This is a genomic window from Wolbachia endosymbiont (group A) of Sturmia bella (genome assembly GCF_964030905.1).
Classification (GTDB): Bacteria; Pseudomonadota; Alphaproteobacteria; order Rickettsiales; family Anaplasmataceae; genus Wolbachia; species Wolbachia pipientis.
This window is the reverse complement of the sequence record NZ_OZ034988.1, coordinates 1,311,111-1,325,498: the sequence shown is the minus strand read 5'-3', so window position 1 is coordinate 1,325,498 and position 14,388 is coordinate 1,311,111. Positions and strand designations below refer to the sequence as shown.

The window sequence follows — 14,388 nt, the reverse complement described above, 5'->3', positions numbered from 1 at the left end:
TTTGGGAAAAAAACATATGTGTCAAGTCAAGAGATTGTGAGCAAATTTAGGAAATTATAGCTAAACCGACTTAGATTTACCGACAATTTGAAAAACCGTCATTCCGCTAACTATAGTATTTTCAAAAGCGAATGATAAAGGTATAATATGTTTTTTTAAAGTAGGGAAAGCGATGGTATATAGTGTAGATTTAAGGGAAAAAGCAGTGTCTTTGGTAGAAAAAGGAAAGTCAAAGGTTGAAGTTGCAGAGGTTTTTGAGATAGGGATAGCAACACTATATAGATGGCTAAAAAAGAAAGCTACTGGCCAAGGTCTCAAAGCGGTAAAAAGTACTGGTTTTATTCGAAAAATAGATCCAGAAATACTCAAAGAATATGTCAAAAAACACCCAGATCACACACTAGCAGAAATGAAACAAAACCTTGGCTTTGGGATAAGTGCAATTTGGTATAGATTAAGACAGCTAAAAATAACCTTTAAAAAAAGTCACATTCTATCAAGAGCGCAATCAAGAAGATAGGCAGCAATTTATCGATAAAGTCTCAAAAATAGACCACTGTAGCATTTTATATATAGATGAAGCAGGAGTTGATAATAGACTATACCGAGAATATGCACGAGCTCCAAGAGGAGAAAAAATATATGCTGATGTTCCAGGAAAAAAGCGGGAAAGAGTGAGTATAATAGGTGGATGAGAAGTTTATTGCACCAATGACCTTCACAGGAGGGTGTAATAAAGATATATTTAATGTATGGTTAGAGCGAAGATTACTTCCACAATTACAGCGTGATACAACCATAGTTATGGATAATGCTACATTCCATAAAACTCCCAAAACAAAGTCATTAATAGAGTCTTTTGGCTGTCATTTGCTTTATCTTCCAACATATTCACCTGATCTAAATCCGATAGAGCATTTTTGGCACACCATCAAAAGTTGCCTCAGACCTCTAATGCATCAATGTACAGACTTACACCTTTTAGTTGGTAATACCATTTTAGACGTTTATCATTCGTTTTAGAAAATACTATAGTTGAAATAGCGCAGTTACTCACCCCATAAATTTGGTGCTCTCTTTCAATCAAAGGTGTCTTGCTGCTTGAAATGTTTTCTTTGTAAAAATTTGGCTTATCTTTATATCATCTCATTCAAACAGCATTAACATAACTTATGCCTTTTTTGGATGTAGAAATTTTCTAGGAATTGTCTTTTTGAATTCTATGGTATTTTGTTTAACATTGAAACAAGAGGCCAGTGTCACGCACTGGCATGACACCCATTTGTTCCTATAGTTGTCTTTTCTTGTCTACCTTATTTTGCCACTCTGCTGAACAGATACATAAAGAAAGTGGAAAATTGGACATTCTCAACTCGGCTCCTGCAGATTAAAAATTAAGTTGAATAAAAATTGGATTTGACGCAGTTTTTTCCCATAGTTTAAGAAATTAAAAGTTTAACGATTAGAATTATAATTACAAACCACAATAAAAAATAGACTTTTCCATTTGATTTATTTTTAATTTGGATGTTTTCTAATTTTTTATCAGCTATTAGGTTTAATTTTTCTATAAGGCTAAATATCCCTTGGATTGTTTTTACAGGATAAGAACTTCTAATTTTTTCCCTATACCCTATTTTATTTTCATGTTGACTGCTTATCCACGCTTCAACTACTTTCCACATATTGATTTCTGAGTAGATCTTTCTACATGTCCCTTCCAGTAAAATCATAGTTTTCTGCAGCAATAACAATTGTGTTTGAACTTTCATATCAAAATCACCAGTTATTTTTAATAGCTGAGCAAGTAAACTAGCAAATGAAATCTTCTGTATAGGCTGCCCAATAATGGGTTCACCTATTGCCCTGCAAGCTGTGACAAAATTTCTATGCTGTGATGAAACATAACCAGCCCTAAAGTGCATTTTTGCAACGTGATCATAATCCCGATTTAAAAAGCCTTTGAGTATCTCTATAACGTAATAGCATGTCTCACGATCTATTCTACCCATGATTCCACAATCCAGGGCAATAATATTGTTATTACTATCAACCATTAGATTTCCAGGATGCATATCAGCATGAAAAAAACAATCCCTGTATACTTGATTGCAAAACGATTCTATAAGATTGATAGCTATTTGCTTACGATTATTCAGTTTTTCAACTTCGTATATTGGCGTTGCTTCTATCCATTCTAATGTTAAAACCTTTTTCGAAGTTCTATTCCAATCTATTTCAGGTACGTAAAAACCTCTGTCATTTTTTGTGTTTTCCTTTAGTTCCGAAGAGTGAGCAGCTTCAAAACGTAGATCTAACTCTAATCGGCAAATTTCAGCAAAAGTTTTGACTAATTCAATTGGCCTCAGCCTTTTTGATTGTTCGCTAAATTTTTCTGCAATTTCTGCAAGCCAAGAAAGCATTTTTATATCCCTTGAGAATGTTTTCTCAATATTTGGCCTTAAAACCTTCACAGCAACTTCCTTACCCTCAGTTGTAACCGCTCTATGCACCTGAGAAATCGATGCTGCTGCAATTGGCTTTTCAGAAAAGCTTGAAAAAATGTCGCTCAATTTACAATTAAACTCACTTTCTATAGTTTTAACTGCTATTTTATGTGAAAATGATGGCAATCTATCACATATCAATAACAAGTTATTTGTTATATCCTCATTTAAAACATCAGTACGTGATGAGATAGACTGCCCAAACTTAATGAACACCGGACCTAATTTTTCAAGAGCACACTTTAGCTTGTGGCCTTGTATTTTATTTATTGATTTTTTTGATGGTGGAAGTAAATAAGGTAATATATTGTAACGCGTCAGCACCGTAGTTATGTGCAGAAGACGCAAAATATTTTGAATCATTTCGCTGCGTAACTGCTAAATATTTCATTTAGGGTTCTATTTTTCATAATCTCATCAGGCTTGCCTTGGCAATAGATAGTATTATTTATACAAATTATGTAATCTGAGGATGGTAGAGCAGAGTTAAGATCATGAGAAGTCATAAGAATCGATACCAATCGTTTTTTTGCTATTTTATTTATAATATCATAAAATTTAGCCCGCGCGTTAATATCCATTGCACTAACTGGTTCATCTAGAATGATCAAGTCAGGCTCTGCAATTAAACAACGTGCAAGCAGTAATAATTGTGTTTGCCCTGCAGAAATTTCTAACACTTGATTTTTCAAAATGTTACCGATACCAGCCAACTCTATCGTTTCTGTAATAATGGATTGATTTTTCTTTAGTCTTTTCAAGGAGCTATTTAAAAGAAAATATTCAACTGTTATTGGCATCAAATTACTAATACTAAAATTTTGCGGCATGTAGCTAATTTTTGTGTTCTCAGCTAACACAATATTTCCAGTATAATTTTTATTTATACCAGCAATTGCTTTCACTAAAGAGGTTTTACCTCCACCATTTGGACCAAGTATTGTAATTATGTCTCCTCTTTCCATGAACATATTGATATTGTCAAGGATTCTTTTACCATCATATGCGAGAGCAAGATTTTCTATTTTTAGAACACGATTATTGACATTATTCAATTTATTGACAAAATTTAACTTCTTCTCAACGTTTATATGAGACATTTACTGGCTTTTTTTCTATTACTTTCACTTACACTATACTATAATATTGCCTTTTCATCCAATTTAAAAGTTGTAGCTACAATCAAACCTATCCACTCACTTGTAGCTTCTGTTACAGAAGGGATTTTAGAACCGGAATTGCTTGGCTATGCAACATCTGCACATAATTATATATTAAAGCCATCTGATGCGAGTAATTTAGAATCAAGTGACGTTATATTTTATGTTGACGATAACTTAGAGACGTTTGTTCAAACTTTCGCCAAAAATAATAAAGAACTAGTGCAATTGTCAAAGGCAATCAACCTACTTCCTACTCGGCCACATTCATTTTCTAGAAAAATCACTCACATTCAAGATGAAAAAGATTTACACATGTGGCTGAGTCCCGAAAATGCAAAGAGCATGATACTTTCTATAAGTGCAACATTGTCTGACATAGATAAAGGAAATTCCCATCGATACAGTTCTAATGCAACAAAAGCTATAAAAAAAATAGACCAAGAAGTAAAAGAAATCATGAAAGAACTGAATGATTTTAAAAATCAAAAATACATCGTTACTCATGATGCTTATCAATATTTTGAAAAATATTTCGGTCTAAATCATCCAAGCGCTATTCTTTCCATAGAAGAGGATTCTTACATAGGTATGAAGAGTTTAATGAAGCTAAAAAAGATAATGAAGGAAGAAAACGTTAAATGTATATTTGCTCATTCACAGGAAGATAGCATAAAGCCTAACGCCCTTTCTAATGACGCAAAAATGGTAGTTCTTGATCCTATTGGATCAGACATAGAGCCTGGAAAAGATGCATATCTAGCTATAATCAATAGCATTGCACAAAATTTTAAGTCTTGTTTTGTTGAGTAATAAGTTCCCTTTTAGCTTACTGTTTTATTGTTCTACAAATCAAGAAGAAGTGAGTTTACAACAAATGGTGTCATTCCAGTCTGGAATCCAGCTTTTTCATAATCATCAAAACGTTGTATTTTAACATAAAATGGCTGCTTTTATGCTTACTAACTTAATAAAATTCCTGGATCCCAGTGGGCTTTGTTGCATCACACTTTATGAGATGGTGATTTATGGTAAATTCATGTAACTATCTCAAATTTAGCCATACCAATATCAGTGAATTTATTAAGCAAATAGCATTTAGTTCTTTTTCTCGATTTATCTCAGATTTATTCCTAAAACTAAATCCGAATATTTGCTTTAATCTTGAGAAAAACCCTTCAATATAAGATCTTTTCCCATAATTTACTTCTTTTTTCCATTCTTTCATGCCATCTTCACCGTATAATTTTATTAACCTAATAGCAGCATTCCTGTCAGACATATAATCTATTTCTGGATGTTCTGCCGCATTGTTTATTGGTGGAATTTTTGTCTTTATATCATATTCGTTACACAACTTATAAAACTTGTGCCTATCACATGCTCTATCTGCATATAGTGCTTTTATGGCATGCTGAAAATCAACTTCTTTTAGCAAATCACAAGCTCCATAGTGATCAGCCGTTACTGTATTTTACAGCTATGGCTTTTTTGTTGTTTATATTCAACATTACGTGCAATTTTCTCGTTTGCTCATAGCCACGATATTTTCTGTCAGTGCTATTTTCCTTGCTGTGTGTTGTTGTATATACTAATTCCTGTACTGTCTATAGCAATTTCGATATCTTCCATATTATTTTCTGCAATCATTTATCTTAATATTAAGTTTCTTTTGATGCTTGTGAATAGCTGCAAATCTCTTCCTATTTGTTGCAAATACCCTTTTATAAACCCGACTGTTTGTCTTAAACCAATTCTAAAGAAACTGACGATTATATGCACCAAAATCACAACTTTATCACTATAAATATAGTTGCCGCCCTGCATTTTTGGACAATTCTCGTACCAATTTTCTATGGCGTCATTGATATAACAAAAAATGCTTCCTCTTTCTTGGAGAAATTTGTTATATTCATGGCAGTTACTGACTCTCATTTTTTGTGGCATATTTTTTCTTCAACAGTTAAATGGCTATTTATAATGAATTTTGTCAGTAACTGCCAGTTCTTTTCACTTGAGCGATGCAACAAAGCCATCCCAGTGTCAAGCACTGGGATGACATCGTAGGGGTGCTGGCCTGATAACCGTCATCCCGCTACTTGTTAGCGGGATCTAGAGATACCGCGAATGAATCGCGGTATGACGGTTCGCGGCGGCATGACGATAAGGTTTATACCTTGTCATCCCAGTGCTTGACACCGAGATTGATTTATCTTGTCTACCTTATTTTGCCACTCCGCTGAACGGATACCATATTATGCAGGTTTAGAATTATGCTTTATTCTTACGTTTATGTCTTGGCCCAATACAATCAATAAGTTAAGCAAGTATTCTAAGGAGAACCCTTCGATTTTTGACCTATTGATTTGAGATACTTTAGGTTGATCAATCTTTAGAGCGTTTGCTGCTTTTTTCTGTGTTGTGTACTTCTTACTTATTAATTGTGCAATGACCTTTATTAATTTCAGTTTTGTATCTTTCACATCCCCCAACTCTACTATTATAGGATAACTTAATTGTAAATTTTGCATAATAATAAAATTCCTTATAAAAAAATTACTTTAGTTTTTCTTCTTTAAATAACACATGCCTTCTGACTACTGGGTCATACTTCCTAAACTCCAGTTTTTTGGTGAGCTTTTTTGGATTACGCTTTTTTACATAAAAATAGCCAGTTGATTTTTCTTCACCAGTTTTTGTTATCTTGATTGCAGTGCTGACTAACTTAACGAGCAAAGAAGCATTTTTTTTCGCCATACTTATAATGATATAATAAATTCTATGCGAGTTTATTACGCAAAATACTAAAAGTCAATCGAATAATGCAGATTGCAAAATCCTTGACAATCAACAGTGCATTAAGTAGCATAAAGTTAACTTCAGAATAAAAAGCAAACGGTAAATAAGTGACAAATAGTGGTAAAAGGGTATTATTGATAGAAAATTCTATCTGTTCTAATGAGGTAAGAGTTGCCTTGTCAATTAATAACAAGGTTGTAGAATTTGAACAAGAATTCAAGGAAAAAAAACAATTAAGAGGTAATATATACGTTGCTTATATAAAGCGTATAGAGCCTTCTTTGCAAGCCGTATTTATTGAATATGGGAAAAATAAGCAAGGTTTTTTGTCTTTTTCCGAGATATCTCTAGATTACTTAAACATTCCAGAAAAAGAAAAGGAAACTATCTTTGAGGGCTACTCAAATGACGATTGTATAGAAGAAGCCTCAGCAAATGTTTCTTCAGATTCTGCAGCTAGTAAGAATGTCAACGGATCAGGTAGTGGTTTTGTAAGAGAGGTACCTTTATATAAAAAATACAAATTACAAGATGTTATTTCAGTAAATCAAAAAGTATTGGTCCAGCTAACTAAAGAGGAACGAGGCAATAAAGGAGCTTCATTTACAACATACATAACTTTAGTGGGTAGATACTGTGTTTTCATGCCAAATTCCATGAGCAAAGGTGGAGTGTCCCGCAGAATTGAAGATGCTAATGTCAGAAAGCAGTTAAAGGAGATACTGAGTTCAATAAACTTGCCAAAAAGATCAGGTTTAATAGTAAGAACTGTTGGTTCAGGAAAAAATAAGAAAGAAATTGAGCAGGATTACAATTACTTATCCTCATTATGGCAGAGCATTCAAAAAAATGCTTTCTCTGTAAACGTTCCATCATTAATTTACAATGAAGCAGATGTAATTATGAGATCTGTTCGTGATTTTTGTAGCGATGGTATAGAAGTTATAGTGTCTGGAAAGGAAGCTTTTGAGGCAGTTAGGCAATATGCTAACAATGCACTAAAAGGTAGTAAGTTGCGCTATAGATTGTATAGAGGTTATGCTCCGATCTTTACTTACTACGGAATCGAAGATCAAATTTCTGAGTTATATAGCAATAGAGTAGAATTGCCATCTGGTGGGTCTTTGATAATAACTTTAACTGAGGCGTTTGTTTCAATAGACGTAAATTCAGGAAAGATGACAGGAGAGGATAGCATAGAAGAAACAGCTTATAGAACCAACATGGAAGCAGTACCTGAAATATCAAGACAGGTGAATCTTAGGGGCCTATCAGGATTAATAGTAGTCGATTTTATTGATATGTTGAAATATCAGTATTGCAGAGCTGTTGAGTCTGCTATAAAGCAAGCGTTTAAAGATGATAAAGCTAAAGTTCAATTTAGCTACATAAATGACTTTGGTTTAATGGTATTTTCAAGGCAAAGAATTAAACCAAACATACAAGAAATTAATACTACAGAGTGTTTACACTGCAAAGGTACTGGAAGAGTAAAATCAAACGAAGTAATTGTTTCATCAATACTAAGGGATTTACAACATATTGCTAACAAGAATCGAAATAAGTCTTTTGATTTAGTAGCACACAGTGCAGTTATAGCGCACATTTTTAATAACAAACGCAATACAGTTTCTACAATCGAAAAAGAGTTTAATATTACATTGAACGTTAGTATTGATAACAGTTTAGATGTAAATACATTTGTTTTAAAACAAGGAGATGATGTTAATTTAAACGGTTATAAGCCATTACAGAACTCTGGATACCAAATTGGGGATAGCAGCAATGAAGAAGCTGATAATTCAAATAAACTACGAGGCAATTTTTGGCTGACTAAGTGGCTTTCGCGCCTTTTAAGTTCTAATAACTAATTAGAAACCTAAATTGGGCTTGTAATTAATGAGCCCTATACTTATATATTCTTACATCAGATAATATTTACAATGGGGTACTCATTATGGGAAGAGCAATAGGCATAGATCTCGGAACAACAAATTCTTGTGTTGCAATAATGCAGGGCAAGGATACAAAGGTAATAGAAAATAAAGAAGGGGCAAGAACTACTCCATCTATAGTTGCATTGACTTCTTCAGGAGAAAGGTTGATTGGTGCTCCAGCAAAAAGGCAAGCAACCACCAATGCAAGTAATACCTTTTTTGCTACTAAGAGATTAATAGGCCGTCAATATAGTGATCCTGAGATGAAAAATCTAAGTGTACCATACAAAGTATTTGCAGCAAAAAGTGGTGATGCATGGGTTAAAACAACTGATAATAAAGAATATTCTCCTAGTCAAATTGGTGCATTTATACTACAAAACATGAAAGAGGCAGCAGAAGCTTATCTTGGAGAGGAAGTAAAAGATGCTGTGATAACAGTGCCAGCATACTTCAACGACTCTCAACGTCAAGCAACAAAAGATGCAGGAAAAATTGCCGGATTAAATGTACTCAGAATAGTAAATGAACCGACTGCTGCAGCACTTGCTTATGGTCTTGATAAGAAACATGGGCACACAATAGTAGTATATGACCTTGGTGGTGGTACATTTGACGTTTCAATACTTGAAATAGGTGATGGAGTTTTCGAAGTGAAAGCAACAAACGGTGATACCCATCTTGGAGGTGAAGACTTTGATAATGTAGTAGTGAGTTATTTACTAGATGAATTCAAGAAAAGTAATGGCATTGATTTGAAAAATGATCCAATGGCTATGCAAAGAATCAAAGAAGCTGCTGAAAAAGCGAAAATTGAATTATCAAGTGCAATGGAAACGGAAATAAATCTACCGTTTATTACAGCTGATGCAAGTGGTCCAAAACACTTAAATATGAAATTAACGAGAGCAAAACTTGAAAGCTTAGTGAATGATTTAATCGAAAGAACTATGGCTCCTTGTAAAAAAGCTCTTGAGGATGCTGGTTTATCTGCTAGTCAAATTGGCGAAGTGGTTCTTGTTGGTGGCATGACTCGTATGCCAAAAGTCATAGAGAAAGTTAAAGAATTCTTTGGCAAAGATCCACATAGAGGAGTTAACCCTGATGAAGTTGTAGCAATTGGAGCTGCAATACAGGCGGGGATCATTCAAGGTGATGTAAGAGATGTGTTACTACTTGATGTGACCCCACTTTCTCTTGGTATTGAAACTCTAGGAGGAGTATTCACTCCACTTATTGAGCGTAATACTACAATTCCTACTAAAAAATCTCAGGTGTTTTCAACTGCAGAAGATAACCAAACAGCTGTTACAATTAAGGTGCATCAGGGTGAAAGAAAACTGGCAGTTGATAATAAGCTACTCGGTCAGTTTAGTTTGGAAGGGATACCTCCTGCTCCGCGCGGAAGGCCACAAATTGAAGTGACATTTGATATAGATGCAAATGGAATAGCACACGTTTCTGCAAAAGATAAAGCTACTGGAAAAGAGCAAAAAATACGCATTCAATCTTCAGGTGGTTTATCTGATAATGAAATAAATCGCATGGTAAAAGAAGCTGAAGAAAAAGCGCAAGAAGATGAAAAGCGCAAAAAGTTTATTGAAGTGAAGAATCAAGCGGATAGCTTAGTCCATTCTACAGAAAAGTCTCTGACAGAGTATGGTGATAAAGTTTCACCAGAAGATAGATCTGCTATTGAAAATGCAGTTAACGAATTAAAAGAAGTTAGTAAATCTGATAACATTGATGACGCTGATTCAATACAGCAGAAAGTTACTAATCTTTCTCAATTATCTATGAAACTTGGAGAAGCTATGTATCAAACATCTCAACAAAATAGTGCTGAAAATGGCTTTTCATCAGAAGGAAATCCAAATGATAAAGAGGAAAAAGTAGTAGATTCTGATTATCAAGACATAGATAATAAAGAAGAGAATAAATAATTGTGATCACTTTTCCTGTCATCCGAGTAGCTGACACTGAGATTACAGGAGGAGCATATTGTTGCTTAAAGAAACCATTATGGACATTATTAAGGCAATAGAAGAAAAGATACGCGATTCGATAGATGTAATTGATATCAACATTATCGATAAATCAGCAAAGCATGCTGATCATTATTTTGCTTCATCTTCAACATTACCTTCGCACATTAAATTAATATTAATATCTGACGGCTTTATTGGAATGAGCGTTCTAAAAAGACACAAGTTGATTTATGAGTTATTGAAGGGTGAGATAGAGCTAATACATGCAATTTCTCTTCACTTGTATACGCAAGATGAGTACAATTTAAAAAATAAATAATAAAAATGTGAAGGAAGAGTCTATATTAGTTAAAGCAGGAAGAAAATTTAATGACTATAAAGGTTCCATGAACCCGCCAGTTTATCATTCTTCTACCATATTATTCCCTACTTACAAGGACTACTTAAATGCAGCAAATGGAGAAAGTATATACGATGTAATCAACGATGGTGTTGCAAGGGATTATAGCTACAGTAATGTTGGTACTCCTACTGTTCATTATCTTTCAAATGCACTGGCTGAAATTGAAGGGAGTGGACAGGCGCTTATTTATCCTTCCGGACTATTTGCACTTACTTTTGCTATTCTAACTTTCGCTAAAGCAGGCTCGCACGTTTTAATTCAAGATAATAGTTATTATAGGCTTAGGAGGTTTGCAGAAAATGAGCTACCAAAAAGAGGAACAGAAGTAACTTTTTATGATCCAACACAGGATATAACTGATTTAATTCAGAGTAATACTTCATTGATAATGATCGAGACTCCTGGTTCTGTAACGTTTGAGATTTCGAATATAGAGCATATAGTAAAAGTTGCTAAGGAACATAAAATTGTGACCGTTTGTGACAATTCATGGGCCACTCCTTTGTTATTTAAGCCGCTTGATTATGGAGTTGATGTTGCACTATATGCGGTGACAAAGTATCTAGCCGGTCACTCAGATTTAGTGATGGGGGCTATTATTGCTGAAGGTGAAATTTTTAAATTGCTTTATGAGAGCTATAAAAATTATGGGGTAACCATTCAATCGCACGACTGCTACCTTGCACATAGGGGACTTAGAACATTGTACACACGTATGAAAAGGCACCAAAATACAGCAATGGAAGTGGCAAAGTGGCTAGAAAAACATTCAAAAATCAAAAAAGTTTTGTATCCAGCACTTCCCTCCCATCCTCAACACGAATTATGGAAAAGTTACTTCAAAGGAGCAAGCGGCACATTCAGTATAGCACTAGATAGAGAATATTCATGTGAAGAACTAAGCTGCATGGTTGATCACATGAAAATTTTTGGTATCGGTGCTTCTTGGGGAGGATGCGACAGTTTGATATTACCAATAGATCGTAGATCTATGTCAAGATCTGTAATGAATTCAGATTATGGTGGAAGTTTTATACGGATATTTTGTGGACTGGAAGATCCTGAAGATTTAATCTCTGATTTAAATGCTGCACTAGCAAGGTTGCCATGTTTGAACACTAAAACTGGCAGATGAAACTGAGAGAATTACTGCATAACATTATTGATGTTAACTTTGATATTGAAATCAAGGGCGTTACATGTAATCCCAATAGAGTAAAGGAAGGTTATCTTTTTGTTTGTGTGTCTGCGGTGTCATTCCAGCGCGTGACGCTGGAATCTAGAAAACCAGCATGTATCCAGATTTTTCCTACTGAATCCCAGTATCACGCACACGACTGTGTAGACGTTGTCATACAAGGAACCAAAAAAGATGTCATCCCAGTGCTTGACTACTTGGATCCAGAAAATTTAATTGCAAATGAACACACTAAGCAATTGCATAATAAAAACTGGATTCCAGTGTCAGCTACTTGCATGACAAATACTCCGAGTTTTGCAGTGCTTGACCACCCAAACCCTCAAGAAATATACAGAGAAATAGTCAGCAGGTTTTATCAATTCAAACAGCCCAAATATGTTGCTGCTGTAACTGGTACAAATGGTAAAACTTCAGTAGTAGAATTTTGCCGCCAGATCTGGCAAAACTCTAGCTATAATGCTGCGTCTATTGGAACACTTGGAACATGCATCAATAATGACAGAGAAGATAATAGCGATAATCTTACCACTCCAGGCGCAGATGACCTTTATTCCACATTATGTGGTATAAATAGTAAGAACGTAGAACAATTAGCATTAGAGGCTTCAAGCCATGGAATTGACCAATACAGAATTCATGGACTTAGGTTCACTGCTGCAGCTTTTACTAATTTCTCGCAAGATCATTTGGACTATCATAAGAGTATCGATGAGTATTTTGAGGCTAAGAAAAGGTTATTTTATGAGGTACTACCAGAGGGAGAAACAGTAATTTTAAATGCGGATATAAATGAGTACCATGCATTGCTTAAAATAGCTGAAAAACGCAGCAACAAAGTTATCACCTATGGAAAAACAGGTTCTGATATTACTTTATTAGAGCAAACACCAACCCCTAATGGTCAATACCTTACAATTAAAATTGGCGATGAAATTTATAACATGTTTTTTCCAGTTTTGGGGCAATTTCAAGCATATAATCTGTTGTGTGCAATTGGTATAGTTACCTCGTCTGGACTGAATTACAGAGAAATATCTATAGGTAAACTCGTTTCTCCACCAGGAAGAATGGAAAAAGTTAAACCTTTTGCATTCGTGGATTACGCACACACTCCAAGTGCGCTTAAACAAGCCCTGTTGTCTTTAAAATGGCACTTCAACAAAAAAATAGTCCTAGTTTTTGGATGCGGTGGCAATCGTGATCGGAAGAAGCGTTCAGAAATGGGTAAAATAGCACAAATGTATGCAGACAAAGTAATAATCACAGATGACAATCCGCGTGATGAAGATCCTGCAAAAATTCGCCACGATATTTTGCTATATTGTCCTAGTGCACTGGAGATAGGGGACAGGAAAGAAGCCATAGAAAAAGGCATAGATATTGCCTATAACGAGGGTATGATTCTGCTGGTTGCAGGAAAAGGACATGAGAAATTTCAAATCATAGGGAATCAAACCTTTGAGTTTAGTGATGTTGAGGTTATTAAAAGTAAAGTTTTATCTTGACCTATATACTCTGACCAATTTCCTGTACAGAGCTCTCTGTTCCTTCCATTTAGTGTTAGGTTTTGACATTACGTACGCAATGCAAACAGATACTAATGCAATGGATACAGATATACCAATAGTTACTAGTATAGGTAATTCAACAATGTATCCAATACCCGCCACTATCAATGCAGTTGCAATACCACCTACAGCAATCATTTTTGCTTGCCTTTTTTTCTTACATTCCATTTCTCTCTTATGTTTTTCTTCTTCTGCTTTCTTTAAAGCAGCAGCATTTTCCTTATGCTTCTCTTCTTCTGCTTTCTCCAAGACAGCAATCACCTCTTTGTCTGTAGCAAACATACTGGGAATGGAATTATTATTATCTAGTGCTAAATGACTAGCTCCTTTATTTAACAGGCACCTCACTGCATTTATATGATTATTAGTAGCAGCAAAATGCAGCGGTGTTGAGCCAAGTTTAGAACATGAGTGAATATGTGCTCCTTGCTCCAGTAGTAATTCTATTATTTCCGTATTACCGCTGCTAGCGGCACAATGCAGAGCAGTGTGTCCACCACCATCGCGTGTACTAACCTCTGCACCTTTCTCCAGTAGACGTCTTACTGTTTTTACTAAGCCTTTATGAGCAGCAATGTTTAACGCAGTAGTATAATACCTAGAAGCATGGGTAATCTCTTGCCGTATTTCAAATAAATGATCTATGTGAAAATTAAGTCTTTTCCACTGATTGTATGTATCTTGGTTACATGCGAGCAGCTTTTGCTTAATTTCTTCAATTATGTCACTTTCTTTTGATTCTTGCTCTATTTCTTGGAATATAGCATCAATTTCTTGCTCTTTTATACTCATACGCTCCCCAACAACTATTCAACTATAAATTAT

12 protein-coding genes and 2 pseudogenes are annotated in these 14,388 nt (G+C 34.8%); 8 read left to right on the top strand and 6 right to left on the bottom strand.

Going from position 1 to position 14,388, the window contains the following annotated elements; genetic code table 11:
- Positions 1-172 precede the first annotated feature (172 nt).
- Complete coding sequence (locus ACQH3L_RS06255) at positions 173-520, top strand: IS630 transposase-related protein (RefSeq protein WP_022626382.1); 348 nt, start codon at positions 173-175, stop codon at positions 518-520.
- 167 nt (positions 521-687) lie between these two features.
- Positions 688-1,023 carry a transposase gene (locus ACQH3L_RS06250; protein ID WP_425384784.1) on the top strand — a complete coding sequence of 112 codons (336 nt, stop codon included), beginning with the start codon at positions 688-690 and terminating at the stop codon, positions 1,021-1,023.
- A 416-nt stretch (positions 1,024-1,439) separates the two neighbouring features.
- On the opposite strand, the gene ubiB is transcribed toward ACQH3L_RS06250, so the two are convergent.
- Both ubiB and ACQH3L_RS06240 read right to left on the bottom strand, forming a co-directional pair.
- A complete protein-coding gene (ubiB, locus tag ACQH3L_RS06245; RefSeq protein WP_070356945.1) occupies positions 1,440-2,870 on the bottom strand; it encodes a 2-polyprenylphenol 6-hydroxylase in 1,431 nt (476 codons plus the stop codon).
- Positions 2,867-3,607: a metal ABC transporter ATP-binding protein gene (locus ACQH3L_RS06240; RefSeq protein WP_038199232.1), complete on the bottom strand. Its 741-nt coding sequence runs from the start codon at positions 3,605-3,607 to the stop codon at positions 2,867-2,869. Before ACQH3L_RS06240 ends, ubiB begins: the two co-directional genes overlap by 4 nt.
- Here ACQH3L_RS06240 and ACQH3L_RS06235 point away from each other — a divergent pair.
- Positions 3,599-4,480 (top strand): zinc ABC transporter substrate-binding protein, encoded by an 882-nt coding sequence (locus ACQH3L_RS06235; protein WP_010962934.1) that lies wholly within the window; start codon positions 3,599-3,601, stop codon positions 4,478-4,480. The two genes, ACQH3L_RS06240 and ACQH3L_RS06235, sit on opposite strands and share 9 nt — an antisense overlap.
- 224 nt (positions 4,481-4,704) lie before the next feature.
- On the opposite strand, the pseudogene ACQH3L_RS06230 reads toward ACQH3L_RS06235, so the two are convergent.
- From ACQH3L_RS06230 to rpmG, 3 genes and pseudogenes are all read right to left on the bottom strand, one after another.
- Positions 4,705-5,614 (bottom strand): annotated as a pseudogene (locus tag ACQH3L_RS06230) (IS5 family transposase).
- Between the two features lie 308 nt (positions 5,615-5,922).
- On the bottom strand, positions 5,923-6,198 hold the full coding sequence (locus ACQH3L_RS06225; protein ID WP_010082632.1) for a helix-turn-helix domain-containing protein: 276 nt from the start codon (positions 6,196-6,198) through the stop codon (positions 5,923-5,925).
- A gap of 25 nt (positions 6,199-6,223) precedes the next feature.
- Positions 6,224-6,424, bottom strand: a complete 201-nt coding sequence (gene rpmG / locus ACQH3L_RS06220) for a 50S ribosomal protein L33 (RefSeq protein WP_010082633.1) — start codon at positions 6,422-6,424, stop codon at positions 6,224-6,226.
- A gap of 149 nt (positions 6,425-6,573) precedes the next feature.
- Here rpmG and ACQH3L_RS06215 point away from each other — a divergent pair, with 149 nt between their 5' ends.
- From ACQH3L_RS06215 to ACQH3L_RS06195, 5 genes and pseudogenes are all read left to right on the top strand, one after another.
- The gene (locus ACQH3L_RS06215; RefSeq protein ID WP_425384783.1) at positions 6,574-8,337 is read left to right on the top strand and encodes an Rne/Rng family ribonuclease; all 1,764 of its coding nucleotides are present in this window, start codon (positions 6,574-6,576) and stop codon (positions 8,335-8,337) included.
- An 86-nt stretch (positions 8,338-8,423) separates the two neighbouring features.
- Positions 8,424-10,346, top strand: a complete 1,923-nt coding sequence (gene dnaK / locus ACQH3L_RS06210) for a molecular chaperone DnaK (protein WP_425384782.1) — start codon at positions 8,424-8,426, stop codon at positions 10,344-10,346.
- A gap of 79 nt (positions 10,347-10,425) precedes the next feature.
- Positions 10,426-10,710 (top strand): BolA family protein, encoded by a 285-nt coding sequence (locus tag ACQH3L_RS06205; RefSeq protein WP_425384781.1) that lies wholly within the window; start codon positions 10,426-10,428, stop codon positions 10,708-10,710.
- 7 nt (positions 10,711-10,717) lie between these two features.
- Positions 10,718-11,951 (top strand): annotated as a pseudogene (metC, locus tag ACQH3L_RS06200) (cystathionine beta-lyase).
- The gene (locus ACQH3L_RS06195; RefSeq protein WP_425384780.1) at positions 11,926-13,500 is read left to right on the top strand and encodes a UDP-N-acetylmuramoyl-L-alanyl-D-glutamate--2,6-diaminopimelate ligase; all 1,575 of its coding nucleotides are present in this window, start codon (positions 11,926-11,928) and stop codon (positions 13,498-13,500) included. The pseudogene metC and the gene ACQH3L_RS06195 overlap by 26 nt, the downstream one beginning before the upstream one ends.
- Here ACQH3L_RS06195 and ACQH3L_RS06190 read toward each other — a convergent pair.
- Positions 13,492-14,355, bottom strand: coding sequence for an ankyrin repeat domain-containing protein (locus ACQH3L_RS06190; RefSeq protein ID WP_425384779.1), 864 nt, complete (start codon positions 14,353-14,355; stop codon positions 13,492-13,494). The two genes, ACQH3L_RS06195 and ACQH3L_RS06190, sit on opposite strands and share 9 nt — an antisense overlap.
- Positions 14,356-14,388: the final 33 nt, after the last annotated feature.

Bases quoted from the DNA above. Each gene is read 5' to 3' on its own strand.
- ACQH3L_RS06255 (WP_022626382.1), top strand. From the start codon at position 173: ATGGTATATAGTGTAGATTTAAGGGAAAAAGCAGTGTCTTTGGTAGAA.
- ubiB (WP_070356945.1), bottom strand. From the start codon at position 2,870: ATGATTCAAAATATTTTGCGTCTTCTGCACATAACTACGGTGCTGACG.
- ACQH3L_RS06235 (WP_010962934.1), top strand. From the start codon at position 3,599: ATGAGACATTTACTGGCTTTTTTTCTATTACTTTCACTTACACTATAC.
- ACQH3L_RS06240 (WP_038199232.1), bottom strand. From the start codon at position 3,607: ATGTCTCATATAAACGTTGAGAAGAAGTTAAATTTTGTCAATAAATTG.
- ACQH3L_RS06225 (WP_010082632.1), bottom strand. From the start codon at position 6,198: ATGCAAAATTTACAATTAAGTTATCCTATAATAGTAGAGTTGGGGGAT.
- rpmG (WP_010082633.1), bottom strand. From the start codon at position 6,424: ATGGCGAAAAAAAATGCTTCTTTGCTCGTTAAGTTAGTCAGCACTGCA.
- dnaK (WP_425384782.1), top strand. From the start codon at position 8,424: ATGGGAAGAGCAATAGGCATAGATCTCGGAACAACAAATTCTTGTGTT.
- ACQH3L_RS06205 (WP_425384781.1), top strand. From the start codon at position 10,426: ATGGACATTATTAAGGCAATAGAAGAAAAGATACGCGATTCGATAGAT.
- ACQH3L_RS06195 (WP_425384780.1), top strand. From the start codon at position 11,926: ATGAAACTGAGAGAATTACTGCATAACATTATTGATGTTAACTTTGAT.
- ACQH3L_RS06190 (WP_425384779.1), bottom strand. From the start codon at position 14,355: ATGAGTATAAAAGAGCAAGAAATTGATGCTATATTCCAAGAAATAGAG.